Annotated in this window: 14 protein-coding genes; 7 read left to right on the top strand and 7 right to left on the bottom strand. The window is 72.8% G+C overall.

The window, feature by feature from the left end; translation table 11 throughout:
• The first annotated feature begins 1 nt into the window (after position 1).
• Genes NCI01_RS19685 through NCI01_RS19675 form a run of 3 tightly spaced genes read left to right on the top strand, consistent with a single transcriptional unit; the run spans position 2 to position 5817 of the window.
• Positions 2–3367, top strand: a complete 3366-nt coding sequence (locus NCI01_RS19685; RefSeq protein ID WP_254183196.1) for a UvrD-helicase domain-containing protein — start codon at positions 2–4, stop codon at positions 3365–3367.
• Complete coding sequence (recD, locus tag NCI01_RS19680; RefSeq protein ID WP_254183195.1) at positions 3364–5172, top strand: exodeoxyribonuclease V subunit alpha; 1809 nt, start codon at positions 3364–3366, stop codon at positions 5170–5172. The genes NCI01_RS19685 and recD overlap by 4 nt, the downstream gene beginning before the upstream one ends.
• 36 nt (positions 5173–5208) lie before the next feature.
• Positions 5209–5817, top strand: a complete 609-nt coding sequence (locus NCI01_RS19675; RefSeq protein ID WP_254183194.1) for an ACT domain-containing protein — start codon at positions 5209–5211, stop codon at positions 5815–5817.
• 206 nt (positions 5818–6023) lie between these two features.
• On the opposite strand, the gene NCI01_RS19670 is transcribed toward NCI01_RS19675, so the two are convergent.
• Positions 6024–7340: an MFS transporter gene (locus NCI01_RS19670; protein ID WP_254183193.1), complete on the bottom strand. Its 1317-nt coding sequence runs from the start codon at positions 7338–7340 to the stop codon at positions 6024–6026.
• A 134-nt stretch (positions 7341–7474) separates the two neighbouring features.
• Here NCI01_RS19670 and NCI01_RS19665 point away from each other — a divergent pair, with 134 nt between their 5' ends.
• Positions 7475–7642: a hypothetical protein gene (locus NCI01_RS19665; protein WP_254183192.1), complete on the top strand. Its 168-nt coding sequence runs from the start codon at positions 7475–7477 to the stop codon at positions 7640–7642.
• 3 nt (positions 7643–7645) lie between these two features.
• Here the strand turns inward: NCI01_RS19665 and NCI01_RS19660 are convergent, their stop codons facing one another.
• Complete coding sequence (locus tag NCI01_RS19660; protein ID WP_254183191.1) at positions 7646–8086, bottom strand: nitroreductase family deazaflavin-dependent oxidoreductase; 441 nt, start codon at positions 8084–8086, stop codon at positions 7646–7648.
• A 197-nt stretch (positions 8087–8283) separates the two neighbouring features.
• Here NCI01_RS19660 and NCI01_RS19655 point away from each other — a divergent pair, with 197 nt between their 5' ends.
• Positions 8284–9219: a 1,4-dihydroxy-2-naphthoyl-CoA synthase gene (locus NCI01_RS19655; RefSeq protein ID WP_254183190.1), complete on the top strand. Its 936-nt coding sequence runs from the start codon at positions 8284–8286 to the stop codon at positions 9217–9219.
• Positions 9220–9237: 18 nt separating this feature from the next.
• Positions 9238–10398 carry a sterol desaturase family protein gene (locus NCI01_RS19650; protein WP_254183189.1) on the top strand — a complete coding sequence of 387 codons (1161 nt, stop codon included), beginning with the start codon at positions 9238–9240 and terminating at the stop codon, positions 10396–10398.
• Positions 10399–10424: 26 nt separating this feature from the next.
• Here the strand turns inward: NCI01_RS19650 and NCI01_RS19645 are convergent, their stop codons facing one another.
• Genes NCI01_RS19645 through NCI01_RS19635 form a run of 3 tightly spaced genes read right to left on the bottom strand, consistent with a single transcriptional unit; the run spans position 10425 to position 13449 of the window.
• Positions 10425–11465, bottom strand: a complete 1041-nt coding sequence (locus NCI01_RS19645; RefSeq protein ID WP_254183188.1) for a glutathione synthetase — start codon at positions 11463–11465, stop codon at positions 10425–10427.
• Positions 11462–12649 carry a peptidase MATCAP family protein gene (locus NCI01_RS19640; RefSeq protein ID WP_254183187.1) on the bottom strand — a complete coding sequence of 396 codons (1188 nt, stop codon included), beginning with the start codon at positions 12647–12649 and terminating at the stop codon, positions 11462–11464. Before NCI01_RS19640 ends, NCI01_RS19645 begins: the two co-directional genes overlap by 4 nt.
• Positions 12646–13449, bottom strand: a complete 804-nt coding sequence (locus NCI01_RS19635; protein ID WP_254183186.1) for an N-formylglutamate amidohydrolase — start codon at positions 13447–13449, stop codon at positions 12646–12648. The genes NCI01_RS19640 and NCI01_RS19635 overlap by 4 nt, the downstream gene beginning before the upstream one ends.
• A gap of 80 nt (positions 13450–13529) precedes the next feature.
• On the opposite strand from NCI01_RS19635, the gene NCI01_RS19630 reads away from it, so the two are divergent.
• Positions 13530–14207: an NAD-dependent deacylase gene (locus NCI01_RS19630; RefSeq protein WP_254183185.1), complete on the top strand. Its 678-nt coding sequence runs from the start codon at positions 13530–13532 to the stop codon at positions 14205–14207.
• A gap of 3 nt (positions 14208–14210) precedes the next feature.
• On the opposite strand, the gene NCI01_RS19625 is transcribed toward NCI01_RS19630, so the two are convergent.
• On the bottom strand, positions 14211–16013 hold the full coding sequence (locus NCI01_RS19625; RefSeq protein ID WP_254183184.1) for a sensor histidine kinase: 1803 nt from the start codon (positions 16011–16013) through the stop codon (positions 14211–14213).
• 113 nt (positions 16014–16126) lie between these two features.
• Complete coding sequence (locus tag NCI01_RS22870; RefSeq protein ID WP_254183183.1) at positions 16127–17926, bottom strand: sensor histidine kinase; 1800 nt, start codon at positions 17924–17926, stop codon at positions 16127–16129.
• Positions 17927–17977: the final 51 nt, after the last annotated feature.

Raw genomic sequence — 17977 nt, 5'->3', positions numbered from 1 at the left:
CATGAGCGACCTGCCCACCACCACGTCCGGCATGGACACCTTCGACATCTGCGGTCCGCTGCCGACCGGCACCACGCTGCTCGAGGCGAGCGCCGGCACCGGCAAGACCTGGACCATCGCCGCGCTGGTCACCCGCTACCTCGTCGAGGGCGTCGCCACCCTGGAGGAGATGCTCGTCGTCACCTTCACCCGCGCGGCGAGCCAGGAGCTCCGCGACCGCGTACGCCGCCAGCTCGACGACGCCGCGGCCGTGCTCGCCGATCCCACCACCGCCGACCCCGCCAACCGCCTCCACGACTGGCTGCTCGACGCCGACGAGGACGAGAGGGCCGTCCGGCTCGGTCGGCTGACCGACGCGCTGACGTCGTTCGACGCCGCGACGATCGCGACCATCCACCAGTTCTGCCAGCTCGTGCTGCGCAGCCTGGGCGTCGCCGGCGACACCGACACCGGGGCCGTCCTGGTCGAGGACCTCGAGCAGCTGACCACCGAGGTCACCGACGACCGCTACCTCAGCCTCTTCGCCCGCGAGCAGCAGGCGGCGTGGACCCGCGAGGAGGCCCTCGGCATCGCCCGCGCGGTCGTCGGCGACCCCCGGGCGCGGGTGGCGCCCCAGGAGGCGCTCGCCGGCGACCCCGACGGCCGGGCCGCCGCCCGGGTGCGTTTCGCGTGCGGCGTGCTCGACGAGATCGACCGGCGCAAGCGCCGGCTGGGCGTGCTGTCCTACGACGACCTCCTCGGCCAGCTCGCCGACGCGCTCCAGGACGACGACGCGCCGGCCCGCACCCGGATGCGGCAGCGGTGGAAGGTCGCGCTGATCGACGAGTTCCAGGACACCGACCCCGTCCAGTGGCAGGTCTTCGAGCGCGCCTTCCACGGAGTGGCCACGCTCGTGCTGATCGGTGACCCCAAGCAGGCCATCTACGCCTTCCGCGGCGGCGACATCGTCACCTACCTCGAGGCCGCCGAGCAGGCGACCACCCGGCAGACGCTCGGGGTCAACTGGCGCGCCGACCAGCCGCTGCTCGACGCGCTGCACGTGCTCGTCGAGGGCGCCGCCCTCGGCGACGAGCGCATCCCCGTCCACCCGGTCAGCGCCCACCACGACACCTCCCGGCTCGAGGGCGCGGGCGCGCCGTTCCGGCTCCGGGTCGTGCGCCACGAGGAGCTCGGCCGCCGGCGCCCCCGCATCGGCGACTGGCGCGAACACGTCCTCACCGACCTCGCCGCCGACGTCAAGCGCATGCTGACCAGCGGCGCGCGCGTCGGTGCCGGCGACGACGCCAGGCCGATCGAGCCCCGGGACGTCGCCGTGCTCGCGGCCCGGCGGGCCGACCTGCTCGCCGCCCAGGAGGCGCTGGCCGCCGTCGGCGTGCCGGCCGTGCTCAACGCCGGCGGGTCCGTCTTCAAGACCGCCGCGGCCACCCAGTGGCTCACCCTCCTCGAGGCGCTCGAGCAGCCCCACCGCGCCGACCGCGTGCGTGCGGCCGCGCTGACCGACTTCTTCGGCCGCAGCGCCGACGACCTCCAGGCCGAGCCCGACCCGACCGACGAGCTGAGCGAGCACGTACGCCGCCTCGCCGACGTCTTCGCCGCGCGCGGCGTCGCGGCGGTGCTGGAGAGCGCGGTGCTCGACGGCCTCACCGCCCGGGTCCTCGGACGCGTCGGCGGGGAGCGCACCCTGACCGACCTGCGCCACGTCGGGGAGGCGCTGCACAAGGTGACCGTCAGCGAGCGCTTCGGCGTGGTCGGCCTGCTGGGCTGGCTGCGCACCCAGGTGGCCGACGACAAGATCGAGGTCGCCTCCGAGCGCACCCGCCGCCTCGACTCCGACGCCGCAGCGGTGCAGCTGGTGACGATCCACGGCAGCAAGGGGCTGGAGTACCCCGTCGTCTACCTCCCGACCCTGTGGGACCGGTGGGTGCGTGACGAGGACGTACCGCTCTTCCACGACGCCGACGGCGAGCGCTGCCGCGACGTCGGCGGGCCGAGCCGGTGGCGCGACGCCGCCGTGGCCGCGAGCCGCCACGAGGACGCCGGGGAGTCGCTCCGGCTGCTCTACGTCGCCCTCACCCGGGCCCAGTCGCAGGTCGTCGCGTGGTACTGCCCGACGGCCAACAACACCGCCGCGGCCCCGCTGCACCGCATGCTGTTCGGGCGCGCCCCGGGACACCCCCGCGTCAACGACGAGCAGCCGGTCGTCGACGACGACGAGCTCGTCGAGATCCTCGGTCGCTGGAAGGCGGCCGGCGGTCCGCAGCCCGAGGTGGCGGCCCTCGTGCCGGTCGACACGACCCCGATCCAGCGCGACCTGCCGCCGTTGGCGGTGCGCACCTTCGACCGCGACGTCGACACCGACTGGCGCCGCACGTCCTACTCCGCGCTCGCCGCCGCCGGCGCACCCCACGCGGGGGCGCCCGACCGGGTACTGTCCGAGCCCGACGACGCGCCCGACCTCGACGACACCGAGCTCGAGCCGCTCGACGAGGCCCCCGCGCCCGACCCGGACCTGGCCCTGACCGCCGTGCCCTCACCGATGGCCGACCTGCCGGTGGGTGCTGCGTTCGGCTCCCTCGTCCACGAGGTCCTCGAGCACGCCGACCCCGCCGCACCCGACCTCCGCGCCGAGCTGCTGGCCCAGGTCGAGGAGCACCGCGCGTGGTGGGCGGTCGAGGTCGACGCCGAGACCCTGGCCGACGCGCTCGTCGCGGTCTGCGACTCCCCGCTCGGCCCGCTGGCGGGCGGACTCACCCTCCGCGACATCCACCTGGGCGACCGGCTGCGCGAGCTCGACTTCGAGGTGCCGCTGGTCGGCGGCGACCTCACGTCGGCGCGCGACGCGGCGTCGGTCGTGCTCGGCGACCTCGCCCCGCTGCTGCGCGCGCACCTGCCCGCGGGCGACCCGCTGCTGGCCTTCGCCGCGACCCTCGAGGGCGACCGCGACCTGGCCGGCCAGCGGCTCCTGGGCTACCTCACCGGGTCGATCGACGTCGTGGTCCGGGTGCCGGTCGCCGGCCGCACCCGCTACCTGACCATCGACTACAAGACCAACTGGCTCGGCGACCGCGCCGCGCCCGCCACGGCCTGGGACTACCGGCCGGCGGTCCTCGACGAGGCGATGGGCCACTCCGACTACCCGCTCCAGGCCCTGCTCTACACCGTCGTGCTCCACCGCTACCTGCGGTGGCGGCTCCCCGACTACGACCCCGCGGAGCACCTCGGCGGCGTCCTCTACCTCTACCTGCGCGGCATGTGCGGTCCCGCCACGCCGCTCGTCGACGGACAGCCCTGCGGCGTGTTCGCGTGGCAGCCGCCGGTCGCGCTGGTGACGGCACTCTCCGACCTCCTCGACGGGGTGCACCCATGACCGACCTCTTCGAGCCGATCGACGCCACCGACGCCCGGCTCGCGCTGGGCGCCACCGGTCTGCTCGGCGAGTTCAACACCGCGGGCGTGCTGACCAGCGCCGACGTCCACGTCGCCGCCGCCCTCGGCCGACTGGGACGCGAGAGCGACGAGCGGGTGCTGCTGGCCGTGGCGCTCGCCGTGCGAGCCGTGCGCGGCGGGTCGGTCTGCGTCGACCTCGCGACCGTGGCCGACCCGCCCGACCTCCCGTGGCCCGAGACCGCCGCGTGGACCCGCGTCGTCGCGGCCAGCCCGCTGGTGGCGGCCGGCCTGGTCCGCTGGGACCACGACCTGCTCTACCTCGACCGCTACCACGAGCAGGAGACCCAGGTCGTCGACGACCTGCTCTCGCGGGCCGCGAGCTCGCCCGACCACGACCCCGACCTGATGCGCGCCTCCCTGGAGCGCGTGGTGGCCGCGATGAAGGCGGCTGCCGTGGCGCGAGGCCTGCCGGAGCCGTCCTACGGCGAGCAGGTCGCGGCGTGCCTCGCCGCGGCCGGGCAGTGGACGACGGTGCTCACCGGCGGTCCGGGCACCGGCAAGACGACGGCCGTCGCGTCCCTGCTGGTCGGCCTGCTCGACCAGCACCCCGGCGGCCTGCGCATCGCGCTCGCCGCACCGACCGGCAAGGCGGCCGCCCGCCTGCAGCAGGCGGTGCACCAGGAGGCCGAGGCCTTCGAGGAGGGCGACCGGGCCCGGCTGGCCGGCGTGACCGCCTCCACCCTGCACCGGCTGCTGCGCCCCGACCCGGGCAACTCCACCCGCTTCCGCCACCACCGCGGCAACCGCCTGCCGCACGACGTGGTCGTCGTCGACGAGTCGTCGATGGTGTCCCTGACCCAGATGGCACGCCTGCTCGAGGCCGTACGCCCCGATGCGCGGCTTGTGCTCGTGGGCGACCCGCACCAGCTGTCGTCGGTCGAGGCCGGGGCCGTGCTCAGCGACGTGGTCCGCGGCTTCGAGGGCCGCGCCGACTCGCCGGTTGCCGCGCTGGAGTCCACCCACCGCTTCGGGCCGGACATCCGGGCGCTCGCCGAGGCCCTGCGCACGGGCGACGCTGACACCGCCCTCGCCGTCCTCGCCGCCCGGCACGAGGCGGTCGAGTGGGTCGACGAGCCCGACCCGGCCTCGCGCATCCGCACGACCGCGCTCGACGCGGCCCTCGCCGTCCGCGACGCTGCCGAGCGCGGCGACGTCGCCGGCGCGCTCGCGGCGCTCGACCGCCACCGGCTGCTGTGCGCGCACCGCGACGGCCCCTTCGGCGTACGCCACTGGAACCGCCGCATCGAGCACTGGCTCACGGCCGAGACCGGCGACCCCCTGTTCGAGCGGGCCTACGTCGGCCGGCCGCTGCTCGTCACGGCCAACGACCACCAGCTCGGCGTCTACAACGGCGACAGCGGGGTCGTGGTGCTGACGCCGACCGGTCCGCGCGCGGTGATCGCCGCCAGCGAGGGCCCGCGCGACCTCGCGCCCTCCCGGCTGGGCGACGTCGAGACGATGCACGCGATGACGATCCACAAGTCGCAGGGCTCGCAGGCCGACGTCGTCACGGTCCTGCTGCCCGACGAGGACTCCCGGCTGCTGTCGCGCGAGCTCTTCTACACCGCCGTCACCCGCGCCCGCTCGCAGGTGCGCGTGGTCGGGTCGGAGGCAGCGATCCGGGCCGCGATCGGCCGTCGGGCCCAGCGCGCGAGCGGGCTCGCCCGGCGTCTCGCCACCGCCGGCTCACCCACCGAAGAGGGCGTGCCGCCGTCGCGCGCGTGAAACCCCGCCGACACAGATCACCGCTAGCCTCCTCGCATGCCCTACCTGTTGCGAGTCGAGCTCCCGGACGTCCCCGGGTCGCTGGGTCGCGTCGCCAGCGCGATCGGTGAGGCCGGCGGCGACATCGAGGCGATCGAGATCGTGGAGAAGCGCGACGGGTTCGCGGTCGACGACGTGCTCCTCGAGATGGCGCAGGGCACCATGCCCGACTCGGTCGTGTCCGCCTGCAGCGTGCTCGACGGGGTCAGCGTGCTGTGGATCAACCGCTACGCGGCCGGGGGCAACCTCTTCCTCGACCTCGAGGTCGTCGAGGCGCTCACCGAGGACCCCGACTCCGCCCGTGACCGCCTGGTCGACCTGCTGCCGATCGCCTTCCGCGTCGACTGGGCCGCCCGCGTCACCCCGGGCGTCGACGGGGTGGGCGCCACCGTCGTCCACGCGACCGACGCTGCCCCGTCCGCCTACGACATCGAGCGGGTCTCCGCTCCCACGCGCCTCCCCGGCGACGAGGTCTACGTCGAGTGCGCCGCCCCCTTCGGCGACGACCTCGTGCTGATGGGCCGCCGTGGCGGCCCGGAGTTCCTCGACTCTGAGCTCGCCCGCCTCGAGCACCTCGTCGGCCTCGCGATGACCATCAGCCACTGACGCTGGTCCCGGGTCCCCACCCGCTGCCCTCCTGCCTCACTGCCGCGCCCCCTCGAGCGGTGCCTCAGGGGGATCCGCGCGCTCGGGAATCCCCCTCGCGCACCGCCCCAGTCGCGAGTCGGCGTACGACATGTCGGTAGCGGTGCGTCACGTGGGTTCCGCCGACCGGAAAGCCGCCTCGCGCACCGCTCCGACGAGCGAGGGGGTCAGGCGACGGACCGGATCCGGGTGACGAACACGGAGCCGAGGACGCAGAGCCCGAAGCCGACGAGGTAGACCACGCCGTAGCCGAGGGACCAGCCCTCGCCCTGGGTGGCCACCGACCCGCCCAGCTCGCGTACGACGACGAGGATGAGGCCGGCGATCGCCGGGGCGAGCACCTGGGGCAGCGCGGAGGCGATGTTGATGACGCCCAGGTCCTTGGCGCGGTCGCCGGCACCGGGCAGGACCTGGGTGATGAGGGCGAAGTCGACGGCCTGGTAGACGCCGAACCCGGCACCGAGGACGGCGGCGGCCAGCAGCGCACCGGGCCAGGCCTGCCACAGGCCGAGGACGAGCGAGCTCGCCCCGATGAGCACCCCGGACCAGATGACGAAGACCTTGCGGCGGCCCACCCGGTCGCTCCAGTGCCCGACGACGACCGTGGTGGCCACGGTGCACACGCCGTAGATCAGCACGAGCGTCCCGAGCCTGGCCGTGGCGTCGTCGTCACCGAACCCGAGCCCGTCGGTGAGGAAGTAGTAGAGGTAGTTGAGCGCGATCCAGTTGCCCAGGTTGACCAGCAGCCGGGTGAGCCACGCCCACGCGAAGTCCGGGTGCTCGCGCGGCGAGACCCAGAGGGAGCGGACCAGCCGCTTCCAGTCCAGCGGCTCGAGCGGGTGGTCGCGCGGCAGCGCGAGGTCGCGCGAGCCGACGAGGTAGGGGACCGAGAGCAGCAGCATCACGACCGCGATGACGAGGTAGCCCTGCGCGATCGACCCGGTCACCTCCGCGATCTTGATGCCCATCAACACGCCGACGGTGCCGGCGATCGCGACGAGACCGCCGATGAGGCCGCGCCGCTCGACCGGCACCTGGTCGGGCACGGCCGCGACACCGCCGGCCCACGCGGCGTTGAGCGCGAGCTGCACCAGGCTCCACGCCACGACCATCCACAGCGCGCTCTCGGCCACGGACAGCAGCAGCAGCGACGCCGCGCCGAGCACCACGCCACCGAGCACCCACGGCACCCGCCGGCCCACCCGCGAGCGCGTGCGGTCGCTGAAGGCGCCCCAGACCGGGTTGGCGACCATCGACACGGCCGCCCCGCTGAAGAGGACGACGGCGAGCAGCGCCTCCTTGCTCATGCCCCCTGGCTCCGCGGCGGCGATCCGCTCGGCCTGCTGGGCGAGCAGGACCTGGATCGGCCCGAACCACCCGGCCATCACGCCGAGGTTGAGCAGCACCAGCGCGCCGACCCACCGAGCCGGCGGGTTGTCGACGGGTTCGTCGAACGCCGAACGGGTCGGCAGCGTGGTCGTCACGGCGTCATTGTGAGGCCGAACCGGCGGCCCGGGAAGGACTTCACGGCACGACCTCGCCCTGCGCGGTGGACACGGTGCGTACGCGCGTGGTGCGCTCAGGTGCGGACGAGACCTGCTCGACGAAGGGACAGACCATGACCAGTGGCGACATCGAACCCGACGAACAGTCGACGGACGCCTTCGAGCCCGAGGCGCCCTCGCACCTCGACCCGGACGAGGAGGAGGTCGCGCACCTCGACCTCGACGAGGAAGCCGTGGTGGACGAGGAGGGCGGCCTCCCGCCCGAGGTCACCTCGCCCTGAGGCTCAGGCGCGTTCGAGCAGGAAGAGCGGGATCTCCCGGTCGGTCTTCTCCTGGTAGGAGGCGTACGTCGGCCACGTGGCGACGGCGTGCTCCCACCAGTCGGCCCGCTCCTCGCCCTCGAGGATGCGGGCCGTGTAGACGTGCTTCTCCGCGCCGTCCTGGAGCTCGACCTCGGGGTGCGCGACGAAGTTGTAGTACCACTCCGGGTTGTCGGGAGCGCCACCCTTCGACGCGACCGCGAGGTAGGCGCCGTCGCGCTCGACGCGCATCACCGGGTTCTTGCGGAGGTTGCCCGACTTCGCGCCCACGGAGGTGATCACGACGATGGGGTAGTTCGTGTCGGGGAGCGTGTTCGCCTCCCGGCCGTCGCTGGCCTCGTACTCGGCCACCTGGTTGCGGACCCACTCCGCCTTGCTCGGGACGTACGTTCCAGTCAGTGCCATGCCTGCCACAACACCACGACCGCCGGTGATCTTCCACGCCGCTGCGGGTAGTCCACCGGTCAACGGTCGTCGACGGGCGGTCCGGACGACCGTTTCCCGGTGAACTACCCTCCGGCCATGAGTGAGCGCAGCGAACGAATCATCCAACGCAGCGTGCCCAGTGCCTCATGCGCGCACGGAGCGAAGCGAGTACGTGCATGAGTGCGATCGAGGGCGTCAGCGAGATCTTCGACCCCGAGGCCTGGGACGTCGTGCCCGGCTTCGACGACCTCACCGACCTGACCTACCACCGGGCCCGGGAGCACGGCACGGTGCGCATCGCCTTCGATCGCCCCGACGTGCTCAACGCGTTCCGCCCGCACACGGTCGACGAGCTGTTGCGCACCCTCGAGCACGCGCGCACGTCGGCCGACGTCGGCTGCGTGATCCTCACCGGCAACGGGCCGAGCGCGAAGAACGGCAAGTGGGCCTTCTGCACCGGGGGCGACCAGCGCATCCGCGGCCGGGCGGGCTACCAGTACGAGACCGAGGGGCACACCGACGCCGGCGCCGAGCCCAACCCGATCGACAAGGCCAGGCTCGCCCGCCTGCACATCCTCGAGTGCCAGCGGCTGATCCGCTTCATGCCCAAGGTCGTCATCTGCGTCGTCCCCGGCTGGGCGGCCGGCGGCGGGCACAGCCTGCACGTCGTCGCCGACCTCACCCTCGCCAGCCGCGAGCACGCCCGCTTCAAGCAGACCGACGCCGACGTCGGCTCCTTCGACGGCGGCTACGGCTCGGCCTACCTCGCCCGCCAGGTCGGCCAGAAGTTCGCCCGCGAGATCTTCTTCCTCGGCGACGAGTACGACGCGGAGACCATGCACCGCATGGGCGCGGTCAACCGCGTCGTGGACCACGCCGACCTCGAGCGCGAGGCCCTGGAGTGGGGCCGCAAGATCAACCGCAAGTCCCCCACCGCGCAGCGGATGCTGAAGTACTCCTTCAACCTGCTCGACGACGGGCTCGTCGGTCAGCAGCTGTTCGCCGGCGAGACGACCCGTCTGGCCTACATGACCGACGAGGCGCAGGAGGGGCGCGACCAGTTCCTCGAGAAGCGCGAGCCCGACTGGTCGCCCTACCCCTGGTACTACTGATCAGGGCACCATGGCCGCGTGAAGATCGACCTGACCGTCGCGGCCATCCCCGCCTTCATCGGGGCGATGGCCGCGGAGTACGCCTGGCAGCGGGCGCACCCGGTCGAGCCGGGCACCCGCGCCGGTGACTACCAGCTGGCCGACACCGTCGCCAGCCTAAGCATGGGCGTCGGAAGCCTGGCCGCGCCCTACGTCGCGAAGCGGCTGCTCGACCCCGTCACCCCGGGGGTGGGCCGGCACGGGCGCACCCTGCTGGCCGTGGGCGCGGCGGCCGCCGTGCTGACCACGGTCGGCGACGTCGTACGCCGTCGGCTGCGCGACGGGTCGCTGCCGGACCCGCAGACCGTCTCGGCGCAGGTCCGCGAGGTGCAGGAGGAGCTCGCCGAGATCCGCCAGGGCCCGGCCGTCGTCAGTGAGGACCGCACACCGCCGGTGCTGCGCAAGGCGCACGGCGCGCTCGCGGTCAGCGCGGTCGCCTCGACCGCCCTCATCACCTCGACGACGTGGGCCGCGTTGACCTCGGGCAGGCGGCTCTTCGACCGCTCACCGCTCGACCTCGGCGGCGGTCGGTGGGCGCTGGTCGCGGCGGTCCTCGGCTGGGACTTCGTCTACTACTGGAACCACCGATTCAGCCACGAGAGCCGCTGGCTGTGGGCGGTGCACGTCGTGCACCACTCGAGCGAGCGCTACAACCTCTCGACGGCGCTGCGCCAGCCGGTCGCCGAGGGCGTGACGCTCACCGTCCCCTACGGACTGCTCGCGCTGGCGGGCGTCCGTCCGGCGCTGATCGAGCAGGCGCGCGGCATCAACCTGATCTACCAGTTCTGGATCCACACCGAGGCGATCCGTCGGCTCGGCTGGGTGGAGAAGGTGTTCAACACCCCCTCGCACCACCGGGTGCACCACGGGTCCAACCGCGACTACCTCGATCGCAACCACGGCAGCATCCTGATCCTCTGGGACCGCCTCTTCGGCACCTTCGAGGAGGAGGACGAGCCGGTGGTCTACGGCCTCACCGCCAATGTCGGCTCCTACAACCCCGCGCGCATCGCCACCCACGAGTGGGTCGACATCGCCGCCGACGTGGCCGCGGCCGACACCTGGCAGGACCGATGGTCGTTCCTGCTGCGGCGCCCGGGCTGGGCGTACGCCCGTCGCGCGGCTGCAGGCGTCGCGTGACCCCGACCCCGCTCGGCCCGACCCGCTCAGCTGGTCGCCAGGCTCATGTTGTCGATCTCGGGGTAGTGCTTGCGGATGTTCACCTTGCGCTCGAGCTCGCCGATGATCGCGGGCGCGAAGTTGACCTCGTAGAGGGCGTGCGCGCTGCCGAGGCCGCCGGGGCTGAAGACGTTGATCTCCATCAGCTTGTCGCCCACGATGTCGAGCCCGACGAGGAACATCCCGTCGGCGACCAGCTTGGGACGGACGACCTCGACCATCTGCAGCATGTCGTCGGTGACCTTGACCTTCTCGGCCTTGCCGCCGGCGGACATGTTGGAGCGGATGTCCTTCGTCGACGGCGTACGGCGGAACGCGGCGTGCTCGCCGTCGACCACCAGCGGCTCGCCGTTCATCACGAACATCCGGACGTCGCCCTTGGCCGCCTCGGGGAGGTACTCCTGGGCGACGACGTAGCCGTCGCGGGAGATGGCCTCGATGATCTGCTTGAGGTTGGGCGCCTCCTTGCGGTCGACGAGGAAGACGCCCGCACCGCCCGAGCCCTGGAGCGGCTTGAGCACGGCCTTGCCGCCGAGGTCGGTGATGAACTCCTCGATCATGTCCTCGTCGCGCGAGATGAGGGTGCGCGGCCGCACGATCTCCGGGAAGTGCTGGAAGTAGGCCTTCGACAGGGCGTTGGCGAGGCTGGTGGGGTCGTTGACGACGAGCACGCCGCTCGAGGCGATCAGCTGGCCGAAGGCGACACCGGCGTTGTTGCGCCACGGGTCGGTCTCGGCGTCGTCGGCCGGGTCGTTGCGCAGCATGACCACGTCGAACTCGTCCATGCCGATGAGCTGCTCGACGTCGGGCTTCTGCACGTCGGCCAGGTGCCGCTCGAGCGAGCGGTACGACTTGGCGTGACCGGCGCGGGCCTTGGTGCTCAGCGACCCGTCGGGCTCGTAGGCGAAGTCGCCGATGCCCATGTACCAGGCCTCGTGGCCCATCTCCTTGGCGGCCAGGGCGAGACGGTTGGTGGTGTACTCCGCCTTCTCCGTCTCGATGTCGTTGACGACGAATCCGATCTTCATGCGTGTCCCTCCAGGAGTGTGCTGAGATCTTCGGTGCCGGCCGCGCGGGCGAGGTTGTCGTGCGCGGACGGGTCGTGCAGGTATCGGGGCAGGACCCGGGGCGCCCGGAGCAGTCCGCGGGACTCCAGGTCGCCGATCAGGGGCAGGTCGCGCAGCGAGAACTTGCCGAGCCAGAGCTGGTCGAGCGACCCGCCGGCGCCGAGGTGCTCGAGCAGCTCGACGAGGCCGCGGAGGTAGATCGCGTCCTTGGTCATCCCACCGGAGCGGTAGACGCGCATCACCGTCGTCCAGGCGCTGCCGGCGGGGAAGTCGTCGGCGACGAGCGCCTCGTGCGCCTCCGCGAAGGTCGCGCCGGCGACGAGCCGGTGCACGGTGACGACACGGCTGGCGAGCTGGCGCAGGCGGAAGGCGGTGAGTCCGCCGCAGGCGATCTCGGCGAGGACCGCCAGACCTTCCTGCGTCTCGTCGTAGCCCGCGAGCCCGACGCCGAGGACCTTGATCGGCTGGTGGCTGCCGTTGGCCTGGGTGACGAGGTGCGTGCCGACCTCGTGGTGGAGCAGCGCCTGGGCGCGCGCCTGCTGCACCTTGGTCTCCGGGCCGATCAGCAAGACGTCGCCGGAGACCATGACGCCGTTGACGTCCGAGCGGATCTCGGCGTGCATGTCGAGGTCGGGGTCCTCGTCGCGGTAGCGCGCGATCTCGGCCTCGGCCAGCTCGAGGAACGCCTCGGCGTCGAGCGGCTCGTCGGTGGGCTCCGTGCGGGTGATGCCGGCGAGCAGCGCCTCCGCCTGGGCGCGCAAGGACGGCGACACCCCGCCGTAGAGCTCCACGCTCAGCGGCAGGAAGTCCTCGGTGTCGCGCGCCTCCAGCATGTCGAGCTGGAGCTCCATCTCGCGGTGCTTGGCTCGCAGCAGCTGGCCGAGGACGGGGTCCTCCACCGTGCCGAGGTCGACGCTGTCGAGCTCGGCGCGTACGACGGCGGGGTCGGTCTCGAGCTCGCGGTAGGTGAACGGCGGCTCGGGCGCACGACCCTCCAGGAAGTCGTCGCGCAGGTCGTCGGCGTCGACGGGGGTGATGTCGAGCAGGAAGCGGAAGCTCTGCGCCAGCAGGGACAGGTGGTGGTCCACGGCCAGGTCGGTGGCACTGAGCTCCGCACCCGGCCCTGCTGGGTCGCCGTCGGTCACCGCAGGCGCTCGAGCTCGTCGTGCAGGCCGGGGAGGGCCGCGGCGAGGCCGATCTGGGAGCGGCGGAAGCGGTCGGCGTGCAGCTCGCCGGTCCACTCGTCCATGAAGGTCTTCTTGAACTCCAGGGCCAGCACGCAGCCCACGCGCGGGTAGCGGTCGTGCACCCACCACGCGAGGTTGCGGCCCTCGAAGGCGACGTTCTCCCGCGCGTCGATGGGACCGCACCCGAGCGAGGCGTCGCGCAGGTCGCCCATGAACCGCTCGACCAGTGGTCCGAAGACGTCCTCCTCGACGCTGCCGGTGCCGACGTTGACCTCGGGGTTCTCCGACGCCGGGGCCGGCGGCTCGTCGGCGCCGTCGCGCCGGTGGTTGTAGGAGTGCACGTCGAGCAGGACGAACGGCCCGCGCTCGGCCAGCGCGTCGAGACGCGGCGCGAGGGCGTCGTAGAAGGCGTCGTAGGTCTCGAGGCTGCCCTTGAAGAGGTCGTCGGACAGCTCGCCGTCACGCCACACGTCGAGGCCCCAGCAGTCGTCCGGGGTGCGGTAGACCGCCTCGCGGCGGGGCCGGTTGAGGTCGGCCTCGAAGCGCGAGCGCGACGTGAGCACATGATCGGGAACGACAGCGGCGAGCCGGTCGGTGAACGGATCCTCCTCGCGGAAGCGTTCGACCCGGTCGAGCACCATCGCCTCGGCGATCTCGGGCCGCAGCTCGTGCCCCGCGTGCACCGCGGTCGCCACGACCGGGCCGTTCCACTCGCCGACGAACGCGACAGCGTCCGACGTCCCTCCCAGGTCAGTCATGGCGGCCTGTCTACCGGAGTCCGCAGCCCACCTCCACCTGACGCGCACCCCTTCGGGTGACGGGCTGGTAGGACTGGGGCATGCGGATCGTCGTCCTGACCGGTGCCGGGATCTCCGCGGAGAGCGGCCTCACCACGTTCCGCGACTCCGGCGGCCTCTGGGAGGGCCACGACCCCATGCAGGTCGCCACCCCGGAGGCCTACGCCGACGACCCCGGCCTCGTCCAGCGGTTCTACGACGCGCGACGGGCGGCGCTGACGCAGGTCGAGCCCAACGCGGCCCACCACGCGCTCGTACGCCTCGAGGCCGCGCTCGGCGACGACCTGCTGGTCGTCACCCAGAACGTCGACGACCTCCACGAGCGGGCGGGCTCGCGTCGGGTGCACCACATCCACGGCCGGCTGCGCTCGGCGTGGTGCACCCGCTGCGACGAGCGGCACGACTGGCACGGCCCGCTGGCCGACGGACCGGCCTGCCCCGCGTGCGGCGGGTCCGAGCTCCGACCCGACATCGTGTGGTTCGGCGAGATCCCCTACGGCATGGATCTCGTTGAGGAGGCGCTGGAGGAGTGCGACCTCTTTGTGTCGATCGGCACGTCGGGGGTGGTCTACCCCGCGGCGGCGTTCGTCCACTGGGCCCGTGGTGCCACCCTCGAGCTCAACCTCGAGCCCAGCGCCGGGGCCGGCGACTTCGCCGAGTCGCGCCGGGGGCCGGCCACGCGCCTCGTCCCCGACTGGGTTAACGAGCTGCTCGCCTGAGTGTCAGGACCCTGAGCCGGCCCGGGGCAGGAGGGGCCGGAAGTGGAGCCGCACCCGGGTGCCGCGACCGAGGGTCGACTCGACCTCGATGGTGCCGCCGTGGCGCTGCATGATCTCCCGCACGATGCCGAGGCCGAGACCGGTCCCGGGCCGCATCAGCGCCTGCTCGTTGGTCGAGCGGAACAAGGGGGCGAAGAGGTTGGCCTGGTCGGCCTCCGAGATCCCGAGGCCCTCGTCCGTGCAGACGAAGGACAGCCCGCCATCGGCCCGTCGCTCGACGCCGATCCACACCTCGTGACCGGCGTCGGAGTACTTCACGGCGTTGTCGACCAGGTTGGACACAGCGCTGGCGATCTCGCGCGCGTCGCCCTGGACGACGGCCTCGTCGAGCTCTCCGACCAGGTGGAGCGTGATGCCCGCGCGCTCGGCCACGGCGGTCATCGCCGACATCGTCTCCTCGACCACCCGGACGAGGTCGACGTGCTGCATGGCCGGCGGGTGCTGCGGGTCGCTGACCTGCGACAGCATCGAGAGCCCCTGCAGCAGGTCGTCCAACCGCTCGCTGGCGCGCAGGATGGCCTGCGCCCGGCGCTGGTCGGTGGCGGTGATGTCCTCGCTCCAGGTCAGGAACTCGGCGTTGGCGGCGATGACCGTCATCGGGTTGTTGATCTCGTGGGTCAGCTCGCGCAGGAACCAGTGCCGGGCGACCTCGAGCTCGCGCAGCTCCTCGAGCAGGCGGCGCTCGCGCTGCGTGGCATGGGCGTTGGCGATCGCACGTCCGAGGTCGTGGCCCAGCTCCAGGGCGGCGACGCCCTCGCCGTCGGTCCAGCGGCGCGACCCGGAGCGGCGCGCACAGGTCAGCATCCCGAGCACCTCGTCGTCGACGCCGACGGGCGCGACGACGACGGCCTCGAAGCCGGCAGCGTCGAGCGCGGCGGTGAACCAGTCGGCGTACGTCGCGAGCTCGGGGTCGCCCCAGACGTGGCCCGGCTCGATGATCAGCACGCGCTGGTCGGTCCACGCGCGGGCGGCCGCCTCGTCGAGCGCGCGCCGGACCTCGGGCGCCATCCGGAGGCCCAGGCTGTCGCGCGTGTCGGTGCCCTCGTCGATGAAGACCCGGATCTCCAGCTCGTCGACCGACAGCGCTCCGAGCAGGGTCGAGCGGGCCTCCCGCACCAGGTGGTCGACGTCGTGGCGGGCCGGGTTGGAGCGGGCCAGGCGACGAGTGGCGCGGATGACGCGCATGTGGTCGGCGTACTCCTCGCGCTCCACCACCGAGAGGATCGAGAGCAGGACCGTCTCAAGCTCGTCGCTGATCGCGAGGAGCCGGGCCTTGTCGGGCCGCGCGAGGCCGGTCGGCACGTCGAGGTAGAGCAGGGCACGCAGATCGCCGCGCTCGTCGGTGATCCGGGCGACGAGCATGTCCATGGGGTGCCACTCGCCGGGTGCGCTGGGAGCGGGGACGTCAGGGACCACGACGACGCCGTCGAGGCGCTCGAGGATGTCCTCGGAGAGGTTCTCGAACGGGATCCAGAGGAGGCGGCCGTGCTGCTCCCCCTCGGCGAAGACGAGGTGCATGTCGGCGAGGCGCGAGGCGGTGCCGAGCCGCTCCTCGGCGCTGGCCAGGTCGCCGTGGATCGCGACGAACTCGAGCAGGCCCTTGGGCCGGACCACCTCGACGGCGCAGATCCGGAAGCCGGTCCGGGTGGCGGCGTCGCGCGCCAGGGCGTGCACCAGCGCCCGCGCTCGCGGGTCACCCCAGCTGAGGTCGCGCGTCCTGCGCTCCCCTGTCCGCACCTGCTCCATGGCGTCCGCCCTCCCACCCGCCACTCGGATCGTAGGCGGGCGACCCAGCGGTCTGGACCGTTTTGCCGGTTGTGGCGTCCGGCGTGGACATGCTGTGTCCGGCCGGTGAGGCGTCAGGACGTCGTGCGTGGGCCCCGGACGGGCAGCCACACGGTGAAGGTGGTGCCCCTGCCGAGGACCGAGTCGACCCCGATCGTCCCGTCGTGGCCGGACACGACGCGTTCGGTGATCGCGAGCCCGAGGCCGGTGCCAGGACGCTGGCGCGCCTCGGGGCTGCGGGAGCGGAAGAACGGGGTGAAGACCTTGTCGACCTCGGCGGCCGCGATGCCGATGCCGGTGTCGGTGCAGGTGATCAGCACCCCGTCGGTCCCGTCGACCGACCGGGGCGAGGCCTCCAGGCACACCCGCCCGCCCTCCTGGGAGTACTTGATCGCGTTGGACACCAGGTTGGCGACCATCCGCTCCAGCCCGGCCGCGTCACCCGTCACGAGGAGGTGGTCGGCCACGACCAGGTCGAGCGCCACCCCCGCGCGCGAGGCCGTCGGGGCGAGGAAGTCGCCGGTCTCGCGCAGCAGCGCCGACAGGTCCACCTCGTCCGAGGGAGCGCCGCGCTCGCGGTCGCTGACCGAGGCGAGGGTCATCAGGTCCGCGACCATGGCCTCGATGCGGCGGGCGGCCCGGTCGAGGGCCTCGAGGGAGTGGCGCGACTCGTCGCTGTGGCTCTCGAGGGCGAGCAGCTCGAGGTGGGAGAAGAGGACGCTCACCGGGTTGCGCAGCTCGTGGGCGAGCGTCAGCACCATGTCGCGGCGGTAGTCGTTGACGTCGCGGAGCTCGGCGTTGAGCGCCCGCTCCCGCTCCATCAGGCGCGCCTCGAGCAGGAGCCGCGCGACGTCCGAGGCCACCGTCGTGGCCGCGTTGATCTCGGAGGCGTTCCACCGCGGCGCGTCGCGGGCACGACCCATCGACAGCGTGCCGAGGTACTCGTCCCCGGCGCCGATCGGGACCAGCAGCCCTGACCCGAGGTCGTGGACGTCGAGCAGGCGCGTCAGCGACCGGGGGGTCTCGATGGACTCCTCCTGCGTGCTCCAGGTCCGCTGGCGCTCGACGACGACGTGCCCGCGGCGTGCCCACTGCTCACGCATCAGCTCCGTCACGTGGCGCCGGTCCTCCTCGAGCCCGGGGACGTCCGCGCCGGCGACGATCACGTCGACGGTCGCCACGTCCATCGCCTCCGCCATCGCGCGGGACAGCTCGCTGCGCAGGTCCTGCACCCCCAGCCCAGGACGTACGCTCTCGATCGCGCGCCGCGCCTGGGTGACCATGCGGACCTGCTCGCCGTAGAGCTCGCGCTCGACGATGCTGATCACCGCCTCGAAGAGCACCCCGGCCTCGGTGTTGATCACCGCCACGGTCTCGGGCGTGGGGCGGAGCCCGGAGTGCGGCTCGTCGAGGTAGAGCAGCCCGCGCAGCTCCCCGTCGTCGTTCTCCAGCAGGCGCACCAGCTGGTCGTCGGGGTCCCAGCCGCCGGGCAGGCCGGAGGGGGGCACGTCGGGGCGGTGGCCGTACTCGTCCAGCCAGGCGCGCGTGACGTCGTCCAGCCGCTCGCCGGGGATGTGCCGCCATCCACCCATCTCCACGCCGAGCTGGTGGATGTGGTCGAGCGCCAGTGGCGAGGCCTGGCCCAGCATCTTGTCGCGGGCGTCGTCGTCACCGGCGATGGCGACGAACTCGAGGTAGCCGTCGGACCGCAGGGCCTCGATGGCGACCACCTTGTAGTGGGTCCGCTTGGCGACGTCCTCGGCGATGGCGTGCAGCACCGCGCGCTGGGCCTCGTTGCCCCAGGCCCGTCCCCGCGGGCGTACCCACAGCCCGTCCTCGTCCATCACCGTCCCTGCCTCGTCCCGAGCCGACACCCGTGACGTTACGCCTGATCCGGCCCGCCCGGAGCGGTTCCGGTTGTTTCT

Source organism: Nocardioides pinisoli (genome assembly GCF_024199985.1).
Taxonomy (GTDB): domain Bacteria; phylum Actinomycetota; class Actinomycetes; order Propionibacteriales; family Nocardioidaceae; genus Nocardioides; species Nocardioides pinisoli.
This window is presented reverse-complemented; position numbering and strand designations above follow the sequence as displayed.